Raw genomic sequence first — 23637 nt, 5'->3', positions numbered from 1 at the left:
CTGTGTGTTTATCCAATGCCTCCGTTTATCGCTCTAAAATCGATGCCAAAGCTAACTAAAAGCTGTCAAATGCTAAAATCACAGAAATGTCTGTTTTATAAGGTCAAAACGGAAAGTATACAAATACGATAGTCTTACTTACTTCCTAAAATCTAAATAAAATTTTGCGAAATATTACGTCAAATAGCTTATTATTTTCAATAATGTATGTAAATAATTCATTACTGTTGAAAAGTTTATAATAAATATTAACATTAACTTAATATAGCCGATAATAGTTGTACCTATCTTTGCCCCACAATTGGATTAATTAACAGAATTTAAAATTAAAGAAACTACTATGAGGAAGTTTTTACTCTTTATTTTACTCTCAGGCATTACGTTTTTCATGACGAAAGATGTATCGGCCCAGGGCGTAACAACGGCCAGCGTTAACGGTATCGTTACCGACGCGAAAGGCCCGATTCCAGGTGCTACCGTTAGCATCACCCACACGCCTACAGGTACTGTATATTCAACAGTAACACGTACCGATGGCCGTTTTAACCTTCCTAACTTAAGGGTAGGTGGCCCGTACACATTTAAAGTAACCTTTATAGGCTACAAAGACAATGTGCAGGAAAATATCACACTTTCAATTGGCCAGGACCAAAGGCTTGATACCAAATTGGAAGATAATACTACAACATTAGGCGAAGTAGTTATCAAGGCTTCGGGCAGTAAAGTGATAAACTCATCACGTACCGGCGCCCGCGAAACTGTTAACCGCCAGCAAATTGAGGCATTGCCTACACTTAACAGGTCATTGTCTGATTTTACAAAGCTTACACCATCAGCAAATGGCTTAAGTTTTGGCGGCCGCAGCGGTTTGTTTAACAATATTACTGTTGATGGTGCATTGTTTAACAACTCTTTTGGTCTATCGAGCACATTGGGCGGTCAAACAAACTCGCAGCCAATATCGTTAGATGCGATTGATCAGATACAGGTTGACATCGCTCCTTACGACGTTAGGCAGGGTAACTTTACCGGCGCAGGTGTTAACACAGTAGTAAAATCGGGTACCAACACATTTAAAGGTACAATATATGATTACTGGCGCGGTGTTGGCCTAACCGGCTATAGCGCAGGCGCTACAAACGTTAACAAGATCCCGTTTAATTACCATACTGATGGTATTAGCGTAGGCGGCCCGATCATCAAAAACAAATTGTTCTTCTTCTTATCAGCCGAGCAAGAGCGCGTGAGCAACCCTGCATCAAGCTTTACTGCGGCCCCGGCACCAGGTCAGGGTGGCAGCGGCAGTGTATCGCAAGCCGATGCACAAACACTTAATGCTATTGTTGCCAAACTAAAAGGTTACGGTTATGATCCGGGTGCTTACCAGAATTATAACTTTTTAACACATAGCGATAAAATAACATTCAAGCTTGACTGGAACATAGACAAGAACAATACTTTAAGCGCGAAATATTTTTACCTGAAATCATACAGGGATAACCCGCCAAGTAACTCTAACTCAGGTCCGTCGAACTTCGGCACCAGGGCAGCCGGTAAATTTACACTTCCGTTTTATGGTGCCGGTTACCGTATTAACAATAACTTTAACATAGGTATTGTTGAGTTGGATACCCGCATTAGCAGTAAAATATCAAACAGGGCAACAATCGGTTATTCGGCACTGCGCGATTTCCGCACCTTCCTTGGCACTACCGCCCTTCCGTTTGTTGATATTGGCAACGGTACTTCAGATGCAAACGGTACAGTCGTAACTCCGTCAAATGCTAACTTGACATCTTTCGGGTCTGAAATATTTACAGCCGGCAACTTGTTAAGTACGAATATTGGCCAGTTTTCTGACGACTTGACCATTTATTCAGGCAAGCACGAATTTACATTTGGTACCAACGACCAGGTACAGAGCTATACCAACGGTTTTGCCCCTAACTACAATGGCATATACATATTTAACTCCGCTTCGGACTTTTTAAATGATTTGCCTGCAAACCAATACGCAACACGTAACTCCGCTTTGCCTAGTGGAGCGTTCCCGTTTGCTAAAATAAAGGCTTACAACCTTAGCTTGTATGCGCAGGATAAATTCCACGTAACTGATAATTTAAGGTTAACTTACGGTTTGCGTGCTGATTATGACATATTCCCAACTACCCTTCAGAAAAACCCTAACGTAACAGGTATTACTTTCCAACAGGGCATCCATGTTGACCCATCTGTATTGCCGAAAAACCGTATACAATTATCGCCACGTGTAGGCTTTAACTGGGATGTTTATGGCGATGGTTCAACCCAGGTTCGTGGTGGTTCTGGTTTATTTGCCGGTTCTGTTCCTTTTGTATGGATATCTAACCAGGCCTCAAACAATGGCGTGTTGTTCGGTTCATACACTATCAACAAAAAGGATAACCCAGCAGACCCAAGGTTGAAGTTCAATCCAGATCCGAACGCTAACCGCCCTGCTCCAGGAACAGCTGCAGCCAACACTTCTTACGAGCTTGACGTTGCGAATCCAAACCTTAAATATCCAAAAATCTGGAGAACTAACCTTGCTATCGATCAAAGATTGCCAGGTGGTCTGATAGGAACTATTGAAGGTGTTTACAGCAAAGACATAAACGCTATCTATCACCAAAACCTTGTGATATCTGATGGCTTCAGCGTATTGCCTGGCCCTGAAGGACAAATTCAGTATACCAAGAGCAATACAACCACGCCAGCTGCGTCGGCAACAGCGGCTAACCCTGCAATCACATCGTTGTACTACATGAACAACACCAGCAAAGGTTATTCGTACTTTATTACTGCACAGTTGCAAAAAAGCTTCACAAACGGCTTATATGCTAACATTGCCTATACCCACAGCGGTTCGAAAGACGTTAACGACGGTGGTTCAACTGCAAGCACCATCTGGAGCTCGCGCCCAACCCCAGGTAACTCTAATGGCGATTACCTCTCAAATAGTTCATTTGTACAGCCGAACCGTATAATTGCATCGCTTGCCTGGAAAAAAGAGTTCTGGCATCATACAGCTACCACATTGGGCCTGATCTTCGAAATGGCTAATAACGGTGCTGTGTCGTACATCACTTCTGCCAATGCAGGTAACGACTTAAACCATGATGGTTCAACAACCAACGATTTAATGTTTGTGCCAAAAGCACAAGGCGATATTGAGCTGGTTAAAGATTTTGCGGCTGACCCACGTACACCGGATGAAATATGGAACCAGTTGAATGCATTCATAAGCCAGGATAAATACCTTAGCGCACACAGGGGACAATTTACCCAGCGTAACGGTGTAATATTGCCTTACTTTAAAAGACTTGACCTTCACTTTGCACAAGACTTTTTCACAAACATAGGCAAAACTAAAAATACGCTTACATTTACTGCTGACTTCATTAACTTTGGTAACCTGTTGAACAAAAACTGGGGCTTATACCAGGATTCGTACAGCGGATTTAACAACGGAAGCACTACAGTTCTTAAATACCAGGGTATTGATCAGGCTACAGGCCACGCAACCTATTCATTCCCGTACCTTGATAAAACTAACCTGAAACCGGTTACTACATCATTCGTAAACGAAATCGGCCAGATTTCGCGTTACCAGGTACAATTAGGTGTAAGGTACACATTCAATTAATATCACCTTTAACCACATAATGGAAAAGGCCCGGGCAAACGTCCGGGCCTTTCTTGTATCAAAATATTTAAGTTTGTAATGGAAGAGTTTGTGAAATTTACTACACATAAAGAATTGGACGAAGAAAATAATCCTACTGATATTGAGCGATATAATCGCGAGATAGAAGAAGCCCGTAGTCAGGGTTAAGGCGGGTGATTTTTATTCGCTGAAGTAAGTTGAGGAAATGGCGAAAGAGTGGTAGTGAAACAACGAAAAATATATCGTATTAGTCCTTATAAGTCCTAAATAACTTATCCCATAAGTTAGTATAAAAACCAAAATTGTAATTTACATCAAGGTGGTGCGTGTGGTGAAAAGTTGACGTGCCGAGGTACCTGAAGACAGGCTTGTTACGCGTATTGGCAGACAAGGGCTCAATGCCTAAATGCCCGATGATGCCGAAGATAACGTTTGCTGCCAGGTAAATAGCAATGGCATAAAAATTAAAGCTATTCAAAGAGATAACCGCGAGCCACAACGCTCCAAAACTTACCGTTTCCAGCGGATGAAGTACGAATAAATCGATGGGGATAGGGTGCTGGTACTGGTGGTGAAAACGGTGGATTATTTTATAAACTACAGAATGGTGAATGGCATAATGAAAAATATACATGGCCAGGTCCATCAGGATGAAAACAACCACGAAATCGGCTGCTATACGCCAGTTCGCGTCGAAACTGAACGTGATATAGTTGTGTTTCCACAGCCAGAAACCTGCAAATGTTATAGCCGTATTAATCAGGTTGGTGATTAGGCAAATACGCCACTCTTTCCCTGATGGGGGTTTTACAGGTTTTTTAAGCAGCCTGAGAGTAGCCCAGCCGGCAAATAAAGCTATTGCTGTTACTGCAAAATTTTCCGTCAAAAAAATCACCCATAAGCTTTGCGGCGATTGTGACGAGAGAAAATGCAGCATGAATTTGGCTTTAATTATACACAAACTCCCCAAACTCGGAACGGATAGTTACCTGTTTTTTATCTGCACCCTCAACCCGCCCGATAATTTTGGCATCAACACCAAAGCTTTCCGAAATGTTTATTAAGTCGTCAGCAATTGCCTGAGGTACATAAAGCTCCATACGGTGGCCCATATTAAATACTTTGTACATTTCCTGCCAGCTTGTTTTCGATTCCTGCTGTATAAGGTTAAACAACGGTGGAACCGGGAACAGGTTATCTTTTATGATATGCAGGTTATCGATAAAATGCAGCACTTTGGTTTGCGCGCCGCCGCTGCAGTGAACCATGCCATGTATGCTATCGCGATGCGCATCAAGCATTTTTTTGATGATAGGAGCGTAAGTACGGGTTGCTGATAGCACGAGCTTGCCGGCCGTTACGCTTTGGCTGTCGCCGATATCAATTAAATCAGTAAGGTTTTTACTACCTGAAAAGATTAATTCGTACGGAATAGCCGCATCATAGCTTTCAGGGTATTTATCCGCAATGGTTTTATTAAAAACGTCGTGCCGGGCTGAGGTGAGGCCGTTTGAGCCCATGCCGCCGTTGTATTCCTTTTCGTAAGTTGCCTGCCCGTATGATGCCAGGCCGACGATGACATCCCCGGGTTGTATACGGTGATTGGATATTACGTCACTTTGTTTCATGCGGCAGGTAACGGTAGAGTCGACGATGATGGTCCGTACCAGGTCGCCTACATCGGCAGTTTCGCCACCTGTGGAGTAGATGCCGATGCCTGCTTGCCTCAATTCGGCCAGGATTTCTTCGGTGCCGTTTATTATGGCAGCAATCACTTCGCCGGGGATAAGGTTTTTGTTGCGACCTATGGTTGATGACAGCAGGATATTATCGGTTGCACCCACACAAAGCAAATCGTCAAGGTTCATAATAATAGCATCCTGTGCTATGCCCCGCCAAACAGAAATATCGCCTGTTTCTTTCCAGTAAGTGTATGCTAATGACGATTTGGTACCCGCGCCATCGGCATGCATTATATTGCAATATAATGGGTCATTGGTTAAAATATCGGGCACAATTTTGCAAAAAGCCTTTGGAAAGATGCCTTTGTCGATATTTTTTATAGCATTATGTACATCATCTTTCGAGGCCGAAACACCCCTTTGGTCATATCTTTGCGAAGAACTCATAAGCACCGAATTAAAAAGGCACGAATTTCACGAATTATTTCGAATTAGACGAATTGAGTTAGCACTAATTTTTGCGAACGAAGTCGAATTACACGAATCCGATTTGAGAAAATTCGGGCTAATTCGTGAAATTCGCATCATAGGATTACATTTGCACTATTGTTAACACATACCGGCCGGTATTTTGTTCAACAGAAGTAATACCCCCGCTGCTACATGAAATTCATCACCTGGCTTCGTCTTCAACTCAAAACCGCGTTCGATAGGATACGCAATGAAAACTTAAAAAAGAATGCACTGCAGGCTATACCATTTTGGTTTGCCTCAATAATTACCGGCTTGCTGGCAGTTTTGTATACAAAGCTGTTTGTTGCTGCGGAGGATTTAACAACGTTTGTTTTTACGCACCATGCCTGGATGCTTTTTATATTGTCGCCGGTATGTTTTGTGTTTGCCTGGTGGCTGGTACATCGTTTTTCACCTTACGCGCGGGGAAGCGGTATTCCGCAGGTAATGGCAGCCATACAGATTTCATCGCCCAAAACTGTAAAGATTGTCGATAAGCTTTTGGGTTTTCGCATTATTATAGTAAAGGTATGCTCAAGCCTGGTGATGGCGGTTGGCGGCGGCGCCATAGGCAGGGAAGGGCCTACTATTCAAATTGCCACGTCGGTATACAAAATTGTTTACCAGGTGTTGCCAAAATGGTGGCCAAAAATAGCTAAGAAAAATATGATGGTAACCGGGGCAGCGGCAGGTTTAGCCGCGGCTTTCAACACACCGCTTGGCGGTATAGTATTTGCCATTGAGGAACTTACAAAAACCCATTTTAGCTATTATAAAACAGCAATTTTTTCGTCGGTGATTATCGCCGGACTTTCAGCACAGGCGCTACTTGGTCCATATTTATACCTGGGATATCCTAAAGTCGACGGTTTGTCGGGCTATATATTTTTAGGCGTAGCACTGGTGGCTATTGTTTCAGGGCTGTGTGGTAGCGGAATGTCAAAACTGGTACTGTTCATTTTTAAATTTAAGGCGAAGTTTAAATTTCATTGGCACCATATTGCTTATGTAGTGGCTTGTGCCCTTGTTTTGGCGTCGATGGCATTTTTTATCGATAAGGTAGCGTTAGGGTCGGGAAAGGATATTATGCAGACTACGTTATTTACAACGCATAAATATGTTGCGTGGTACACACCCCTGTTACGGATAGGGGGCACACTGGTTTCATTTACTGCAGGTTCGGCAGGCGGCATATTCGCGCCTGCACTTGGAGCAGGCGCAAGCGTCGGTTCACTGATGGCATCGTGGTTTAATGTAACCGAAGCCAACGCGAACCTGCTTATTTTGGCTGGAATGGTTGGTTTTTTAACCGGCGTTACCAGGTCGCCATTTACATCGGTTATATTGGTGCTGGAGATGACCAACAGCCATAACATTATTTTTCATTTGATACTCGCAGGAATGGTTGCAAGCCTTGTATCGATATTAATTGATAAGCACTCGCTTTACGACCACCTGAAGGTGCAGTATATTAAGGAACTAAATACCCCGGAGGAAATGGAACTGACGGAACAGGTGGAAAATAGTAACGCGAATTGAAAGACACGAATTTCACGAATTAGTTCGAATTTTCTCAAATTAACCTTATGGAGTCGGTTTTAGGGACCAGTTCCGGTTCAACTTGCTTTGATTCGCGCTAATCTAATTCGTGAAATTCGATTTAATTCGTAAAAATTAGTGCCCAATTATTTTATAAACAGCAACTCCCTAAATTTCGGCAACGGCCATAACGAATCGTCCACCAACTGCTCCAACTTATCCACGTGATAGCGAATTGGCTGAAAGAAAGGTTTTACTTTTTCATCGTACTCTATCGCCTTGTCGCGGATGTCTTCAATAGTATTGGCTTTTTTACGGGCATTCACCATTTGGTCGATATCGGTTTGAATCGCGTTAACGTGCTCTGATATTTTCATGATGATATCCAGCTGCGTTTTGTAAGTCTCTTTATCAAGCCCAAGGTCTTTTAAGCCCCTGGCATTTTCAACCAGCTTGCTTTGGTAGGTTAGGGCAGCGGGGATAATTACGTTAGTACCTAATTCGCCAATTACACGGGCCTCAATCTGTAATTTTTTGTAAAAGCTATCTAACAAAATCTCGTGCCTGGCGTGCGACTCTCTTTTCGAGAAAACACCTGTGTCAGCAAATAAATAGTCGGTTTTGTCTGACAGCATCGCATCCAGCGCTTTGGGCGTGGTTTTTATATTGGCCAATCCTCGTAACGCAGCTTCAGCTTCCCATTCCGCACTGTAGCCATTACCTTCAAAGCGAATGTTCTTCGACTCTTTGATATAGCGTTTTATCACATATAGCAATGCCACATCTTTTTTCTCGCCTTTCTTTATCAGCTTATCTACATCGTATTTAAACTTTTTAAGCTGGTCGGCCACTATCAGGTTGAGTACTGTCATCGGGCTGGCTGAATTTGCAGAAGAACCAACAGCCCGCAATTCAAACTTATTGCCAGTAAAAGCAAACGGCGAGGTGCGGTTACGGTCGGTATTATCTTTTAATATCTGCGGTATTTTAGGGATACCCTGCCATAGCAGCGCGTCTTCTTTTATTTTTTTGCTAATGCGCGATGTTTCGATTTCGTCCAGTACATCGCTCAGCTGGGTGCCTAAAAATATAGATATAATTGCAGGCGGCGCCTCATTGGCCCCTAAACGGTGGTCGTTATTTACCGATGCGATAGACGCCCGCAGCAAATCGGCATGTTCGTAAACCGCCCTGATGGTATTTACAAAAAATGTAAGGAACATCAGGTTGTTTTTTGGCGTCTTGCCGGGCGACAACAGGTTTTTACCGGTATTGGTTATCATCGACCAGTTGTTGTGTTTGCCCGAGCCATTGATGCCTGCATACGGTTTTTCGTGCAGTAACACCTTAAAGTTATGGCGTTTGGCCACCCTGTCCATCAAATCCATCAGCAGTTGGTTATGGTCAATGGCAAGGTTTATTTCTTCGTAAATAGGGGCACACTCAAATTGTGAGGGTGCTACTTCGTTATGGCGTGTTTTTAGCGGGATACCTAATAATAAGGCTTCGGTTTCCATATCCTGCATAAATGCGTACACCCGCTCAGGTATCGAGCCAAAATAATGGTCCTCCAGTTGCTGGTTTTTCGCCGACATGTGGCCAAACAGCGTCCGTCCGGTTAAATACAAATCGGGGCGTGCATTAAATAAGGCTATATCAACCAAAAAGTACTCCTGTTCAATACCCAGCGATGCGTTAACCTTTTCAATGCTTTTATCAAAATAGTGGCAAACGTCAACGGCTGCCTTATCAAGTACATTCAATGCCTTTAATAAAGGTACCTTATAATCCAGTGCTTCGCCGGTGTATGATACAAATACGGTTGGGATACAAAGTGTACGTGCCATTATAAATGCAGGGGATGAAGGGTCCCATGCGGTATAGCCACGCGCTTCGAATGTATTGCGGATACCGCCGCTTGGGAAACTTGATGCATCAGGCTCCTGTTGGGCCAATGCATCGCCCGAAAATCTTTCGATTGCGCCGCCATCGCCGGTAGGCTCAAAAAAGGCATCGTGCTTTTCGGCAGTTGATCCGGTAAGCGGTTGAAACCAGTGAGTGTAATGCGTGGCGCCTTTTCCCATCGCCCACGAACGCATAGCTGAAGCAACCTGTTCTGCCATATCGCGGGGGATAGGTTCTCCTTTATCAATAGAATTGATGATGCCCTGGTATGCTTCGGACGACAGGTATTCTTTCATTTTCTTTTTATCGAAAACGTTTGCTCCAAAAAAGTCGGAGATTTTTTGGGAAGGAAATTTCACCTCGGGTATGCCCCTGGTAAGTACTGCCTGCAAAGCCTGGAAACGAATATTGCCCATGAAACTGATTTTAAAGGTTATGGTCAAAAATAAAACTATACTTTATTATATATACAGATTTTAAAATAAATATCAAAAAAAGTGCATTTTTTTTAAAAGTTGCTCAATTTTAACCATTTTGGGTGTGTTTGTGGTTAAATTTTGGTCTTTTCGATGTTTTTTACGCTTTGATTCGCTAATTTTTATGATAAAATTTAAATTTTTAACAATTATTTATTGATTTGATATGAGTTTTATATTTTTTGGCATATTTTTTTTGCTATCATAAATTTGTCATTATTAAAAACTCAAAAATAGGTCGTTTTTTAGGTGTAATTTTATTAATTTGATAAAAATGTAAATTTTAATGTTAAATTATTGTTGTAAAATTTGTTTTTATTAAAATTCATCCATAATTTCATAGAAAAATTTATAAAAATGGTGTGTTTGTTAAATATTTCGCAAAAAATTAGCAATAATCACGCAGAGTCAAACAAAATAAGAGTTACGCAAAAAAATCACCTTAAATAATATCAATCAAACTAAATTAAACTAATCAAACAATGAAAGTGAAAACTACAAAGGACGGCTTGCTCAGTTCGGTCCGACAACTGACACGAGAAAAATGGCAGCTTGGTGCTACTATTTTTGCTGGGAAAATGATAGGCCTTGGGCTTATCGTATTTGCAATGATGACATTGCCAGGAATTTTTGGTACAAAGGCACACGCTGCTGCCGAAGTGTACACTGCGCACGAAACATCATTAATTAATACAGTTAACACGGTGTGGACCCTTGTTGCTGCTTTCCTTGTATTTGGTATGCAAGCCGGTTTCGTAATGCTTGAGGCTGGTTTTGCCCGCAAGCGCGAAACGGTTAACGTGTTGATGGAGTGTATTTTTGATACCTGCCTTTGCGGAATTTTATTTTATGCTGTTGGTTACGCGTTTATGTTTGGCCATGGCAACGGCTTTATCGGCTGGGGTGGCTTAGGCGCCGACGGTAAAACCATCACCAACTGGTTCTTCCTTCAAAATACACCTTTAACGTACGAAGGTACTGGTATCCCTGTATTGGCTCACTGGATTTTCCAGTATGCATTTGCTGATACCTGCTCAACCATCGTTTCCGGTGCTATGATTGGCCGTACCAGCTTCCGTGGCGATATTCTTTATTCAATTGGTATTACAGGGTTCATCTACCCAATTATAGGTCACTGGGCATGGGGACCTGACGGTTTCCTTGCGCTGATGGGATCTGCCGGAAACATCCTGCCATCTTTAGGCCAGGGCTTCCGCGATTTTGCAGGCTCAACAGTTGTACACACCATTGGTGGTATGGCATCATTAGCCGGTGCAATAGTATTAGGCCCTCGTTTAGGCCGTATTTTTGCCCGCGATAACAAAGAAAAAGGCGGATTACCTCCGGGTCACAACTTATTGGTTGCCGCTGTGGGTGGTTTCATTCTGTGGTTTGGCTGGTATGGTTTTAATCCTGGTAGTACATTGTCTGCTATGGATGCCCAGGGTATCGGCCGCGTTGCTGCAAATACTACACTTGCTGCCTGCGCCGCCGGTTTCACTGCAATGCTTGCTGCATTATGGTGGGGCCCAACCAAAGGAAAATTCGATTTGGCATTTACCATAAATGGTTTCCTTGCAGGTTTGGTTGCTATTACCTGTCCATGCTACTGGGTTAGCCCGTTTGGTGCAATAATGCTTGGTGCTGTTGCCGGGTTTATTGTATTCGCCGGTATTTACGTTTTCGAGTGGTTCCGTATTGACGATCCGGTTGGTGCAGTATCTGTACACGGCTTAGGCGGGATATGGGGTACATTATCTTTAGGTTTATTTGCAAGTGGCCAGTACGGTGCTACAGGCCCGACAGGCGCCGATAACTCTGCACCTGTTACAGGTTTGTTTTACGGTGGTGGTACCCACGTGCTTGCGGCACAGGCAATAGGTACCTTTACAATTGCCATTGCCGTTTTTGTGGTAACCTTTGTAATGATGTTTATCATCAACAAATTACCGAACCCATGGAGACTGCGCGTTGAAGAACATGGCGAAGCAGGTGTTGGTGGTCTTGATGTATTCGATCACGGTATTGAAGTATACCCACCACAGGAAGATGAAGTTAGCTTAAGCGGTTTGTTTGAAACAGGCGCTAAGGTTACTGCATAACCTTTAAATATATACCCTTATGCGGTTGGTTTTTGATTCTGCAATTACTATCCTTTTATAACCGGCCGCATAAGGGTTCTTTAAAAATAATAACACTTTACTAAAAGTAATGCTGAATTAAAGCTAAATAATTCAGATACAGGATTTCTATGCTTTAACAATTTCAAATCAATCAATCAAAATTTCAAATCAATCAAAACTAATTCAACTTTCAATCAACTCATTATCATGAAAAAAAGATTTTTACTTTGTACTGTACTTGCCGCATCACTTGCTACTTTTAAAGCCACTGCGGCTTCAATGCCGGCCGACACCGGTAAGACCGCTGCCCCGGCAGCCGACCCGCCCCTGGTATTTTCAGGTTCGGTAGATACTTATTATAAAGCTGATTTCTCGGGCCATTCAAATATCCCTACCAGCTTTGCAAACGAAAACAATTCCATATCGATAGGTATGATTGACCTTGCCCTGAAAAAAAAGGTAGGTAAAGCAGCTTTTGTTGGCGAGCTTTCTTTTGGTCCCCGCAGCGATCAATCTATCCCAACTTCGGGCTATCACATCCAAAATTTGTATGTATCGTATGATGTAACTGACAAATTCAACCTTACCGCGGGTTATATGGCCACGTTTGTTGGTTACGAGGTAATATCGCCTGCAGGTAACTTTAACTATTCAACATCGTACCTGTTCACCAGCGGCCCGTTCCAAAATGCCGGCTTTAAAGCCACTTATGCATTTAGCGATAAAGTAAGCTTAATGGCAGGTATTTTTAACAACCAGTGGAACTACTACTCGTCATTAAACGCCGCTAAAACCGGTAGTGGTGATGTATCAACCTTTGGTGCACAATTAATGGTTGCCCCTGTAAAAGGCTGGACAGCTTATTTAAACCTGGTAACTGGCTCATATTCGGGTACTGAATTCGACCTTACAACTGCCTATCAAATCACCAATGCCTTTAAATTGGGTGTAAACGCTGCAACATTCTCTGCTCCAAACAATGGCGGTGGTTTTGAAGGTGTAGCATTATATCCCCAAATAGCTGTATCACCTATTGTAACCTTCGGTTTACGCGGTGAGTACTTTAAAGTAAAAGATAACGGTGGCGATGTAAAAGCTGTCACTGTTACCTCGAACATTAAAGCAGGCCCATTAACTGTTATTCCGGAAGTAAGGTTTGACACAAAGAGCGATGCTTTTGGTGCGGCTTTTACCGACAGCAATGGCCTGGCGAGCAAACATGCGTCACAGTTTGTACTGGCTGCGGTTTACGCGTTTTAATATTTCAACCAAAATATTTTCAAGGAGCCGCTCTCATACAAGGGAGCGGCTTTATATTTGTAATATGAAAAAACTTACAGCCGTTTTGGTATTTATACTGTTTGCAGGAGCGGCGTTTGCCCAAAAGGATTCGCTTGCCTTGGACGAGAATAACAAATACATTTATTACCAGGTAGTGCAACAACCAGGATTAGCTGTTGATACCCTGTTTAACCGGGCGCTTTATTTTTTTAAAACGGCATATCCTAAATCGGCGTTACAGCTTGATGCTGTTGATAAGGATAAAGGGACGTTGACGGGATCCGGGAGCTTTCTTGTCTCAAAAAAATCATTGCTAACATCGCACGAAGACGGCTCTGTAACATTTACCATGCGGATTGATATTAAAGACGGAAAATACCGCTATTGGTTAACCGATTTTGTGTTTAATCCGTACCAGCGCAACCGGTATAATGCCTACGAATCTGTTCCCGGAATTTTTATTCCCCTTGAAAAAGCCGAGGGAAAAATAGAAAAGAAAGATTTGACGGCTTATTTAAACGGCGTGCTTACCTCAAGCCGCAAAATAGGCGACAAGCTGAAGGAATATATGCTGAAGGTGTCCTCGCTCAAAAAAAATATTGGGGTGAAGAAGATATCTACCAAGGATTGGTAGAACGGAATTCAGCGTAGGGGTATATTGCATACGTCCTTTACTTTGTACAGCCAGGGCGTATGTAACACGCCCTCTACAACAAACCAAAAAAGCTGCACCGATTACCGGTGCAGCTTTATTTTTTACAGTTGATTTAGTTTCTTAGTATATTATAATTCTTCGTCGTGCTGGCTAACGTCCAATCCAATTAACTCCTCTTCTGGTGATACGCGCAACTTGCTTATCATATCGGTTATCTTTAATAATAATAACGAGCCGAAAAAAGCAAACGCTGATACAGCAACCAATGCAATGCAATGCACAACAAACAAATGGGTTTGGCCAAAGAATAAGCCATTCCCTGTGGTGTTTGCCGAGTTAACGTTTACGTGAGCAAAAATACCGGTCATCAGCATCCCTACCATGCCGCCTACACCGTGGCAGGGGAACACGTCAAGTGTATCATCAATACTGGTTGATGACCTCCAGATAACAACCAGGTTGCTTACCACCGCAGCAACGATACCCACAATTAATGAGTGAGGAATAGATACGAAACCTGCTGCAGGTGTTATAGCCACCAGGCCGACAACGGCACCGATACAAGCACCCATTACCGATGGCTTTTTACCGCGGGCCATATCAAAAAATATCCAGGATATAGCTGCTGCAGCTGATGCTGTAGTTGTGGTGCCTAGTGCGGTTGCTGCCAATGCGTTTGCGCCAAGTGCCGAGCCAGCGTTAAACCCAAACCAGCCAAACCAAAGCAGGCCGGTACCTAAAAGTACGTAGCTGATACGGGCAGGAGCGTGGGCTTTATCATTACGCTGTTTAAGATATAATGCCGAAGCAAGTGCTGCCCAGCCGGCCGACATATGCACAACTGTGCCACCTGCAAAATCAAGTACGCCAAGTTTGAACAAGAAACCGTCGGGGTGCCAGGTTGAGTGGGCCAATGGTGCGTATATAACAATCATAAACAGGCAAAGGAAAATGATATAAGAGTTAAAGCGGATGCGCTCGGCAAATGCACCTGTAATTAATGCCGGGGTTATTACGGCAAATTTTAGCTGGAACATGGCAAATAGCACCAGGGGAATGGTGGGAGCGAGCTTCCAGGTAGCATTACCGAGCATGCCTTTCATCATAAAAAATGTGCCGGGGTTGCCTAAAACGCCGCCAATGTCATCACCAAAAGCAAGGCTGAAACCGAATATTACCCATATAATGGTAATAACGCCCATACATACAAAGCTTTGCATCATGGTTGAAAGGACGTTTTTTTTGCTCACCATACCGCCGTAAAAAAAGGCGAGGCCGGGTGTCATTATTAATACTAATGCCGTACTAACCAACAGCCAGGCAGTATCGCCCGAATTAATCAGGCTGTCTTTTATGGTTACAATATCAATAGACGGGTATACAAGGGCAAGTATAATTACAATTATAAGTACGCCAAATGGTATGAATTTTTTCATGTTTAAGTTTTTGGGAAAAGGGTTTGCAGGGAGTCTGTAGTCTTAAGCCGGAAGTCAAAAGTCAAAGATGAAATAAAAAGGGACTTCAATTCCTATTGACTCAGGACTATCGACTCGGGACTATGGACTTAGGACTTAATAATACTGCACGGGGCTCAATCAAAACCCTGCGCAGTACTAAAACTAAATTAAAAACAATGTCGCCAACTGTGTAATCAGCACAGGCAGCTATGTTTTTTAATCACCGTTTTACTGCCTACCAAAAATCATGAAATGGAAAAAGGATGAGTCTGCGGAAATGCGAGAGCTCGCTGTTGCCCTGCCCACAGATAAAATTAAGATAGCTTACCGATATGGTGTAAGTAGAGGGGCGGTTATTTATTCCGTGCGAAAAATGCACCACACGGTGTTGTTGAATGTTTAGCACCTGGACCGGTGCATTATTTAAAATTAGTTCGTAATTAAAAGGATAATCAGGATTTTTTTTGACTGATTCTTTTAAAATAACGACTTTTTTTAAGTTTAAATCGTCTTTTTTATGCAATATATTATTGCCATGCGCATAAAATGCGGTGAATAGTAATATAAATAAGGCTGATATTTTAAAAAGCCTGGTTTGCATATTATGAAAGTATGTAAATTTTATTTAAAATACCATTTTTATGTAATTTTTTTATTTATTGTCGATGTTTGGTGATGTATTGATGATTGTGAGCTGCTAAATTGCTAAATTATTCATAGGCAGAAGAGCCTGATCGACCTTAAATATTGCTAAACAACGGCACAATTCTGACTCCTGCACCCCCGCATATTCTATGTTAAATACTTTCATTAGATATAATTCTCAACCGGTCGGTGTGGATATTGTGCTCAGTTGGTCATAATCAGCAAAACACGCAGAATTTCTAAAAAAGGGCGTGGAAAATCAGTAAAATAGTAAATACACAATGTTGCAAATTTTGATAGTTTTGCAACAAACTAATGTTTTAGTTATAAAAATACACAAAGTTGCATTTTATTATTGCAATAATCATAAAAGTAACAAAGTTGCAATACTAAATAGGGGAATAGCGTTATAATAGAAAATTAAATTTCAACCACTATGCTAACCTCAAAATTTGATTTGTACAAGAACGAGTGGCTCGATCTTGTATTCGACGACCGCAACAAGGCTTACGGCGCGTACGATTTAAGGCACAACTATGCCAATAACATGGTTAAGGCAATGCTTATCACATTTTTTTCAATCGGTGTTCTTTGTGCGGTCAGTATTTACGCCAGCTCGCGTAAAGAAATTGTGCACATTACCCCGGTAGACCTGCGTCCAAATGTTATGCCGCCTGTGGAGCCTATTAAAAAAATTGAACCACCAAAAGCGCCTGAACATATTAAACCGCAGCCGGTGAAAACTATTGCTACCATAAGGGACGTGCCCCCGGTAGTAGTTGTCGATGTAAAAGCACAGGATCCGGTTAAAAATGATGACATTAAAGGAGCGGCTATTGGTCAGCAAACACTAAAAGGGACAACGGGCGTAAATATTGACATCCCGGAGGATAAACCCGGAACAGGTGGCGATGGCCCGGCGGTTGACAATAGTGTTCACAATTTAGGCACACTTGATTTTATGCCGGAGCCGGTGGGCGGCGCGGCTGCCTGGGCCAAATTTTTAAATAAGAATTTGCGCTTTCCGGCTGTTGCACAGGAAGATGGGGTTAGTGGCCGGGTGTTACTGAGTTTTATTATTGAAAAAGATGGCAGTTTATCAAACATAGTCGTCGATAAACCGGCAGGGCATGGTTTCGATGAAGAGGCCCTTCGCGTATTAAAATTAGCCAAGGCCTGGAAACCCGGTATGCAAAACGGCCAGGCGGTAAGGGTTAAATATTCCATCCCAATTAATTTCCAGTTAGCCGACCAATAATTTACTTATTAATAATAACAAACAACAGGCTTTAACCTATTCTTAATTTCAACCTTATGCTTACTTCAAAATTTAATTTGTACAACACCGAGTGGACCGACCGGGTGTTTGATGACCGTAACAAGGCTTACGGTGCTTATGAATTACGGCACAATTATTCTAATACAATGGTGAAGGCAATGGTTATTGCTTTTTTAGGCGTGGGGACGCTTTGTGCGGCCAGTATAATTTTGCGAACAGCTCCGAGCGTCGACAAAGTAATTCATGTAATAAATGATCCCGTCACTCAACCTCCTCCGACTGCGCACACCAAAGAAATTAAACCGCCGGTAGCACCAAAGCATATAAAAGCAGAGGCGATACCTCCTGCTGCTACAACAAAGTTTGTGGAAATGGTGGCTAAACCTGATGAACAGGCGGCTATCCCACCAAAAAATAGCGAACTACCGGGGAATATTGGGCAGGTGAGCACTAAAGGACCTGCAGAATCGCTGCCACCATTACCAGTTGAAACAATGCCTGGCAAAGGGACTGCGCCTGATGAAAGTATACATAGCATTAATGGCCTTGAATATATGCCTGAACCTGTCGGCGGCGCAGCAGCCTGGAACAAATTTTTAAGCAAGAACCTACGTTTTCCTTCTGTAGCACAGGAAGAGGGTGTAGGTGGCAGGGTTTTTCTAAGCTTTATTATTGAAAAGGATGGGAGCCTGTCGAATATAACTGTTGACAAAGCAGCCGGGCATGGATTTGATGAAGAGGCCCTGCGGGTTTTAAAGTTAGCTAAAGCATGGAAGCCAGGTATGCAAAATGGTCAGCCGGTAAGGGTAAAATATTCAATACCGATTACTTTCCAGGCGCCGGAAATTTAGGCGAAAGGGAAATGGTGAATAGTGGAGCTGAAGCCCGGACTTATAAACTAATGTAAACTAAACTGAGCACAATAAATAAAAACCGGTTTGATTGTACTTGGGCTAAACTACGTGATTAATAGTATCAGGCAGGTTTTATGGGATGGCATTAAAGGTTGACTTCCTTTTGCTATCCCTTTTTTATTTAATTGGGCTTTGATTATGTTGACGAGCAGTTAATTTAACTTATTTTTATAAAACCTTATAATGAAATGAAATCCATCGTCCTCGCTTTTCTTCTCATCGTTTGTTTTCGTACAGAAATGAATGCCCAGGATTTCATTGGTACAAATGACCGGGAAAAAAAGGTGTTGCGACTAATTAACGCCTTGCCCGAAATTGTAAGGGAGAATCAACATCGAAAAAAAGCAAACGTTAAATATCTGCTAAAGGCATGTATTCAAGACGTTCCTACAAAAACTGAGAACTATTATAAGGTTAGCATCAGCGAAGACCTGGGCTTCCAGTTGCGTACTTATGATTGGTATGAAGTTGACGCCCGTGACTACACTATCAAATATGACGACATGATTACCGGTAAATCAATTTCGTTGGCAGCATGGCGAAGGCAATTGCGCAGTCGCAAAAAAGGTGTTTAATAATCTTACCAAAAGTACTTGTCTAAATAGACAAGCTACAGGCGACAGTGGGCATTAAATGACTTTTTCTTGAGGACTTTCCGGACTTTCGGACTGATTTTCCAACCTTTTTTCCTAATTTTGTGCTTCCTTTCAAAAAAACGATATTACATTGGAGCACCAGGAATTAACCACCGTTGAAACCGCCAAAGATTTAGGCTTACTACCCGAAGAATTTGAACGTATAAAAGAGATATTAGGGCGTGTGCCCAACTTTACCGAATTGTCTATTTTTTCGGTAATGTGGAGCGAGCACTGCTCGTACAAAAACTCCATCACCTGGCTAAAAACTTTGCCAAAAGATGGTCCGCGTATGCTGGCCAAAGCGGGTGAAGAAAATGCCGGACTAGTTGACCTTGGCGACGGCGTTGGCTGTGCCTTTAAGATAGAATCGCACAATCACCCTTCGGCTTTAGAGCCATACCAGGGCGCAGCAACAGGTGTCGGCGGTATCAACCGCGACATCTTCACCATGGGTGCGAGGCCGATTGCACAGCTAAACTCCTTGCGCTTTGGCGATTTGAGTCTTGACCGTACCAAATGGCTTGTAAAAGGCGTGGTTAAAGGTATCAGCCACTACGGCAATGCCTTCGGCATCCCAACCGTGGGCGGCGAATTGTTTTTTGACGATTGCTATAACGTTAACCCTTTAGTTAATGCGTTTTCAGCCGGGATTGTTAGAGCAGGTGAAACTGTTTCGGCTACATCTTATGGTGTAGGTAACCCGGTTTATATAGTAGGTTCTGCAACCGGCAAAGATGGAATACATGGCGCAGCTTTTGCATCAAAAGATATTACAGAAGATTCTGTTAACGACCTTCCGGCAGTACAGGTAGGCGATCCGTTCCAGGAAAAACTATTATTGGAAGCCACACTTGAAGTTATAAAAACCGGTGCTGTGATAGGTATGCAGGATATGGGCGCAGCAGGTATTATCTGTTCTAACTCCGAAATGTCGGCTAAAGGCGAGCATGGTATGGTTATCTACCTTGACAGAGTACCAATGCGCCAGGAACACATGAAGCCTTACGAAATTTTGCTGTCTGAATCGCAGGAACGTATGCTGATTGTGGTGCAGAAGGGCCGTGAAGCTGAAGTGGAAGCCGTTTTTGATAAATGGGATTTAAATTGTGCCGTTATAGGCGAGGTAACCGATACCAAACGCCTGGTATATTATATGAACGGCGAAATGGTTGCCGATGTGCCTGCTGATGATTTGGTATTAGGCGGCGGCGCCCCGGTTTACGAACGCGAATACCGTGAACCTGCTTACTTTGCCGAAAACCAGAAATTTAAAATTGAAGACGTTGAAGAGCCTGCCGATTTGATTGCAGTTGCAGAGCACTTGATCGGTCACCCGAATATCGCGTCAAAACGTTGGGTTACCGACCAGTATGACTCGATGATAGGCACAGCCACCATGACAACCAATCGCCCAAGCGATGCTGCTGTGGTTGCTGTTAAAGATACTAATAAAGCCATTGTAATTACGGTTGATTGCCAGTCGCGCTATGTATACGCCGATCCGCAAAAAGGTACGGCCATTGCAGTTGCTGAAGCAGCCCGTAATATTACCTGCGCCGGTGGCGAACCGGTAGCCATAACCAATTGCCTTAACTTTGGCAATCCATACAAACCAGAAGTTTACTGGCAGTTTGTCGGCGCCATAAAAGGCATGGGCGAAGCTTGCCGCAAGTTTGAAACCCCTGTAACAGGTGGTAACGTAAGCTTTTATAACCAGTCGACAGATGACGGGCCGGTATTCCCGACGCCTACCATCGGTATGCTTGGCGTAATGGATAACCTGGATAACATGATGACATCGGACTTTAAACAACCTGATGATTTGATTTATTTGGTAGGTGAATCGGTTAATGATATTGCCTCGTCGCAATACCTGGCATCATACCATAAAATAACAAAAGCGCCTGCTCCATATTTTGATTTGGACAAGGAATATGCCATGCACCAGGTTGTAAAGCAACTGATACAGCATAAAGTAATCCAATCGGCACATGATGTGGCTGACGGTGGTTTATATATAACATTGGTTGAATCTGCAATGCCAAACGGTTTGGGCTTTGCCATTGAAACAGATAGCGCTATACGCAAGGACGCTTTCCTATTCGGTGAAGCACAAGGCAGGGTAGTGGTTAGCGTTGCCCCGGCCGACCAGGAGCGTTTTATCGAAATGATGGCCACCAGCGAGGTTGATTTTAGCCTGTTAGGAACCGTATCAAACGGCTTTTTAAATGTTGATGAAGAACTGTTTGGGCATATCACCGATATTAAGATGGTGTATAATAATGTGCTGCACGAGATATTAGGAGCGTAAGGGAAGAGTCCGAAGTCTTTAGTCGGGAGTCTAAAGTCAAAACGATTTTGTAGAGACGCAATATTTGCGTCTCCCGCAGGACAGGTTTGTAAATTGCGTAATGAAAAAATAGCCCACAACATGCTTAAACTAAACCGCGTTCACCACATCGCGATAATATGTTCGGATTACGAAAAATCCAAACATTTTTACAGCAAAGTGCTCGGTTTAAAAATAGTGCGTGAAGTATATCGCGAAGCGCGACAATCATACAAGCTCGATTTCGAAGTGGGAGACCATTACCAAATTGAGCTTTTTTCTTTTCCAAATCCGCCTGCGCGGCCATCCCGGCCCGAGGCTGCTGGCCTAAGGCATTTAGCGTTTGAGGTTGATGATATTGACACCGCAATTGCGCATATCAAAGACTTTGACGTCGAAATTGAGCCGATAAGGGTTGATGAATTTACCGGCAAACGCTTTACCTTTTTTGCCGACCCGGATGGATTGCCGATTGAGCTTTATGAGAAATAATGACGTTCGGTCAAGCGTTTTTCACATGAAGTGCTTATTTTATATCGTTTGATTATCTGTTATTTGTTGACTGGTTGAAATTAAATCAATTGATAATGAGCGTGTTTCATAGCGTTCCGGGTGTTCCGCGTGGGAAAATGGAACGCTAAACTGAAATTTCCCTATCATGGCATCGGGATGACACCCTAATTTCTGTGGTCACAAGACAAAGATTATTTTCCTAAACACATCATTTAGTAATAAATTGCGTAACGCTTTGACCAGGGCGGTGAAACCTATAATACATGTCGAAAGGAATTGATAAAAATACGTATGATGCTATTGTAATAGGCTCGGGCATTAGCGGTGGCTGGGCAGCCAAGGAATTGTGTGAACAGGGATTAAAAACACTGGTGTTGGAGCGCGGCCGCAATGTTGAACATGTTAAGGATTATCCTACCGCTAATATGCCCCCCTGGGACTTTAAGCATCGCGGCCGGATGACAACGGCAATGTTAAAGGAAGATCCGTTGATAAGCAAAGCTGCCGGTTACGGCGAAGACAACGCGCATTTTTTTGTAAAAGATAAAGATCACCCCTACATACAGGAAAAACCCTTTGACTGGATAAGGGGCTACCAGGTTGGCGGCAAATCGCTTACCTGGGGTCGCGCCTGCCAGCGCTGGAGCCAGTATGAATTTACTAATCCAGAGCGTTATGGCTATGGTATTGCCTGGCCTATAGGATATGACGACGTTGCGCCATGGTATTCGCACGTCGAGAAGTTCATCGGTGTTTGCGGTAATAAGGACGGGCTGGAATCGATGCCTGATGGCGAGTTTTTACCGCCGTTTGATATGAATGCAGTTCAGCAAACTATCAGCAAAAAGATAAGCGAGCACTACCCCGACAGGCATTTGGTGCACGCCCGCTGGGCGCACCTGACCAAACCCAACCAAATACATCTCGACCAGGGCCGTGTACAATGCCAGGCGCGTAACCTATGTATGCGCGGCTGCCCGTTCGGCGGGTATTTCAGTTCGAATAGTTCGACGCTGCCCTGGGCTAAGCGCACCGGTAATTTAACCGTCAGGCCCTTTTCGGTGGTACATTCCATTATTTATGATGAGAAATTGGGTAAGGCAACAGGGGTGAGGGTTATTGATACCAACACAAAAGAGCAAACTGATTATTTTGCGCGCATCATATTTCTAAATGCTTCGGCGCTGAATAGCAATTTGGTATTGCTAAATTCGAAATCAAAGCGTTTCCCTAACGGCCTGGGGAACGACAATGGCTTGCTTGGCAAATACGTGGCATTCCAGAATTACCGGGCATCGGTTGGTGGCGAAATGGAAGGTTATTTGGATAGTTATTATTATGGACGGAATCCTACAGAACTGATTTTAGCCAATTACCGCAACTTAAACACGCAGGAAACAGATTATTTTGGCGGTTTCACCACGTTTATGGGTGCTAACCGTGAACGAGGTCCGGCAGAAACGCAGAATGGTGAAATTGGGGCTGCTTACAAAGATGCACTTACCGAACCTGGCCGCTGGACGGTTTATATGTACATGCAGGGCGAAACCGTTCCCAAAATAACGAACCACGTAAGGCTAAGCGACGATCAAAAAGACCAGTGGGGGATACCTTTATTAATAACATCGGTTGAGTATGATGCCAACGATGAACGGATGGTAAAAGACTTCCTGACGCAAAGCAAAGAAATGCTGGAAAAGGCAGGATGCACAAACGTCTCCACCTACGAAAATAACCAGGCACCCGGTCTCGATATTCACGAGATGGGCGGCTGTCGCATGGGTAAAGACCCTGCTACATCCTTACTCAACGAATGGAACCAGCTGCACCTTTGTAAAAACGTTTTTGTTACCGATGGCGCATGTATGACCAGTACGGGTAACCAAAGCCCATCTATTTTGTATATGGCGTTGACGGCCAGGGCGGCGACTTATGCGGTGGGGGAGATGAAGAAGGGAAACCTTTAGGCTTAATCAAAATATCAACCTTAATATTTTATCCCA

16 protein-coding genes are annotated in these 23637 nt (G+C 43.2%); 11 read left to right on the top strand and 5 right to left on the bottom strand.

Annotation, left to right across the window (positions count from 1 at the left end; translation table 11 throughout):
* The first annotated feature begins 340 nt into the window (after positions 1-340).
* Positions 341-3664 (top strand): carboxypeptidase regulatory-like domain-containing protein, encoded by a 3324-nt coding sequence (locus Q0R52_RS08765; protein ID WP_295794035.1) that lies wholly within the window; start codon positions 341-343, stop codon positions 3662-3664.
* A gap of 268 nt (positions 3665-3932) precedes the next feature.
* Here Q0R52_RS08765 and Q0R52_RS08760 read toward each other — a convergent pair whose 3' ends face one another.
* Positions 3933-4622, bottom strand: a complete 690-nt coding sequence (locus Q0R52_RS08760) for a sterol desaturase family protein (protein WP_295794033.1) — start codon at positions 4620-4622, stop codon at positions 3933-3935.
* 10 nt (positions 4623-4632) lie between these two features.
* Positions 4633-5814, bottom strand: coding sequence for an AIR synthase related protein (locus Q0R52_RS08755; RefSeq protein ID WP_295794031.1), 1182 nt, complete (start codon positions 5812-5814; stop codon positions 4633-4635).
* A gap of 216 nt (positions 5815-6030) precedes the next feature.
* Here Q0R52_RS08755 and Q0R52_RS08750 point away from each other — a divergent pair, with 216 nt between their 5' ends.
* Entirely contained in the window at positions 6031-7419 is a 1389-nt protein-coding gene (locus Q0R52_RS08750) for a chloride channel protein (RefSeq protein ID WP_295794029.1), read from the top strand.
* A gap of 146 nt (positions 7420-7565) precedes the next feature.
* Here Q0R52_RS08750 and Q0R52_RS08745 read toward each other — a convergent pair whose 3' ends face one another.
* On the bottom strand, positions 7566-9740 hold the full coding sequence (locus Q0R52_RS08745) for a glutamine synthetase III (RefSeq protein WP_295794027.1): 2175 nt from the start codon (positions 9738-9740) through the stop codon (positions 7566-7568).
* A 542-nt stretch (positions 9741-10282) separates the two neighbouring features.
* Between Q0R52_RS08745 and Q0R52_RS08740 the strand changes: the two genes are divergently transcribed.
* From Q0R52_RS08740 to Q0R52_RS08730, 3 genes are all read left to right on the top strand, one after another.
* Positions 10283-11902, top strand: coding sequence for an ammonium transporter (locus Q0R52_RS08740; protein ID WP_295794025.1), 1620 nt, complete (start codon positions 10283-10285; stop codon positions 11900-11902).
* 228 nt (positions 11903-12130) lie between these two features.
* Positions 12131-13183, top strand: coding sequence for a porin (locus Q0R52_RS08735; RefSeq protein ID WP_295794023.1), 1053 nt, complete (start codon positions 12131-12133; stop codon positions 13181-13183).
* Between the two features lie 64 nt (positions 13184-13247).
* Positions 13248-13838: a DUF4468 domain-containing protein gene (locus tag Q0R52_RS08730; RefSeq protein WP_295794022.1), complete on the top strand. Its 591-nt coding sequence runs from the start codon at positions 13248-13250 to the stop codon at positions 13836-13838.
* 149 nt (positions 13839-13987) lie between these two features.
* Here Q0R52_RS08730 and Q0R52_RS08725 read toward each other — a convergent pair whose 3' ends face one another.
* Together Q0R52_RS08725 and Q0R52_RS08720 are read right to left on the bottom strand one after the other, a co-directional pair.
* Positions 13988-15295, bottom strand: coding sequence for an ammonium transporter (locus tag Q0R52_RS08725; protein ID WP_295794019.1), 1308 nt, complete (start codon positions 15293-15295; stop codon positions 13988-13990).
* 256 nt (positions 15296-15551) lie between these two features.
* Positions 15552-15917 carry a hypothetical protein gene (locus Q0R52_RS08720; RefSeq protein ID WP_295794018.1) on the bottom strand — a complete coding sequence of 122 codons (366 nt, stop codon included), beginning with the start codon at positions 15915-15917 and terminating at the stop codon, positions 15552-15554.
* A gap of 480 nt (positions 15918-16397) precedes the next feature.
* Here Q0R52_RS08720 and Q0R52_RS08715 point away from each other — a divergent pair, with 480 nt between their 5' ends.
* From Q0R52_RS08715 to Q0R52_RS08690, 6 genes are all read left to right on the top strand, one after another.
* Positions 16398-17219 carry an energy transducer TonB gene (locus Q0R52_RS08715; RefSeq protein WP_295794017.1) on the top strand — a complete coding sequence of 274 codons (822 nt, stop codon included), beginning with the start codon at positions 16398-16400 and terminating at the stop codon, positions 17217-17219.
* 56 nt (positions 17220-17275) lie between these two features.
* Entirely contained in the window at positions 17276-18091 is an 816-nt protein-coding gene (locus Q0R52_RS08710; RefSeq protein WP_295794015.1) for an energy transducer TonB, read from the top strand.
* Between the two features lie 251 nt (positions 18092-18342).
* The gene (locus Q0R52_RS08705) at positions 18343-18729 is read left to right on the top strand and encodes a hypothetical protein (protein WP_295794012.1); all 387 of its coding nucleotides are present in this window, start codon (positions 18343-18345) and stop codon (positions 18727-18729) included.
* Between the two features lie 151 nt (positions 18730-18880).
* Positions 18881-21103, top strand: coding sequence for a phosphoribosylformylglycinamidine synthase subunit PurL (gene purL, locus Q0R52_RS08700; protein WP_295794011.1), 2223 nt, complete (start codon positions 18881-18883; stop codon positions 21101-21103).
* 120 nt (positions 21104-21223) lie between these two features.
* Positions 21224-21613 (top strand): VOC family protein, encoded by a 390-nt coding sequence (locus tag Q0R52_RS08695; protein WP_295794009.1) that lies wholly within the window; start codon positions 21224-21226, stop codon positions 21611-21613.
* Between the two features lie 284 nt (positions 21614-21897).
* Entirely contained in the window at positions 21898-23601 is a 1704-nt protein-coding gene (locus Q0R52_RS08690; protein ID WP_295794008.1) for a GMC family oxidoreductase, read from the top strand.
* Positions 23602-23637 lie beyond the last annotated feature (36 nt).

Origin of the sequence: Mucilaginibacter sp. (assembly GCF_025359345.1) — a bacterium.
Taxonomy (GTDB): domain Bacteria; phylum Bacteroidota; class Bacteroidia; order Sphingobacteriales; family Sphingobacteriaceae; genus Mucilaginibacter.
Note: the sequence above shows the minus strand (reverse complement) of the source record. Positions and strands in the feature narration are given on the sequence as shown.

Coding starts and splice junctions, on each gene's coding strand:
- Q0R52_RS08735 (WP_295794023.1), top strand. CDS start 12,131: ATGAAAAAAAGATTTTTACTTTGTACTGTACTTGCCGCATCACTTGCT.
- Q0R52_RS08740 (WP_295794025.1), top strand. CDS start 10,283: ATGAAAGTGAAAACTACAAAGGACGGCTTGCTCAGTTCGGTCCGACAA.
- Q0R52_RS08720 (WP_295794018.1), bottom strand. CDS start 15,917: ATGCAAACCAGGCTTTTTAAAATATCAGCCTTATTTATATTACTATTC.
- Q0R52_RS08745 (WP_295794027.1), bottom strand. CDS start 9,740: ATGGGCAATATTCGTTTCCAGGCTTTGCAGGCAGTACTTACCAGGGGC.
- Q0R52_RS08690 (WP_295794008.1), top strand. CDS start 21,898: ATGTCGAAAGGAATTGATAAAAATACGTATGATGCTATTGTAATAGGC.
- Q0R52_RS08710 (WP_295794015.1), top strand. CDS start 17,276: ATGCTTACTTCAAAATTTAATTTGTACAACACCGAGTGGACCGACCGG.
- Q0R52_RS08765 (WP_295794035.1), top strand. CDS start 341: ATGAGGAAGTTTTTACTCTTTATTTTACTCTCAGGCATTACGTTTTTC.
- Q0R52_RS08760 (WP_295794033.1), bottom strand. CDS start 4,622: ATGCTGCATTTTCTCTCGTCACAATCGCCGCAAAGCTTATGGGTGATT.
- Q0R52_RS08755 (WP_295794031.1), bottom strand. CDS start 5,814: ATGAGTTCTTCGCAAAGATATGACCAAAGGGGTGTTTCGGCCTCGAAA.
- Q0R52_RS08715 (WP_295794017.1), top strand. CDS start 16,398: ATGCTAACCTCAAAATTTGATTTGTACAAGAACGAGTGGCTCGATCTT.
- Q0R52_RS08730 (WP_295794022.1), top strand. CDS start 13,248: ATGAAAAAACTTACAGCCGTTTTGGTATTTATACTGTTTGCAGGAGCG.
- Q0R52_RS08695 (WP_295794009.1), top strand. CDS start 21,224: ATGCTTAAACTAAACCGCGTTCACCACATCGCGATAATATGTTCGGAT.
- Q0R52_RS08705 (WP_295794012.1), top strand. CDS start 18,343: ATGAAATCCATCGTCCTCGCTTTTCTTCTCATCGTTTGTTTTCGTACA.
- Q0R52_RS08725 (WP_295794019.1), bottom strand. CDS start 15,295: ATGAAAAAATTCATACCATTTGGCGTACTTATAATTGTAATTATACTT.
- Q0R52_RS08750 (WP_295794029.1), top strand. CDS start 6,031: ATGAAATTCATCACCTGGCTTCGTCTTCAACTCAAAACCGCGTTCGAT.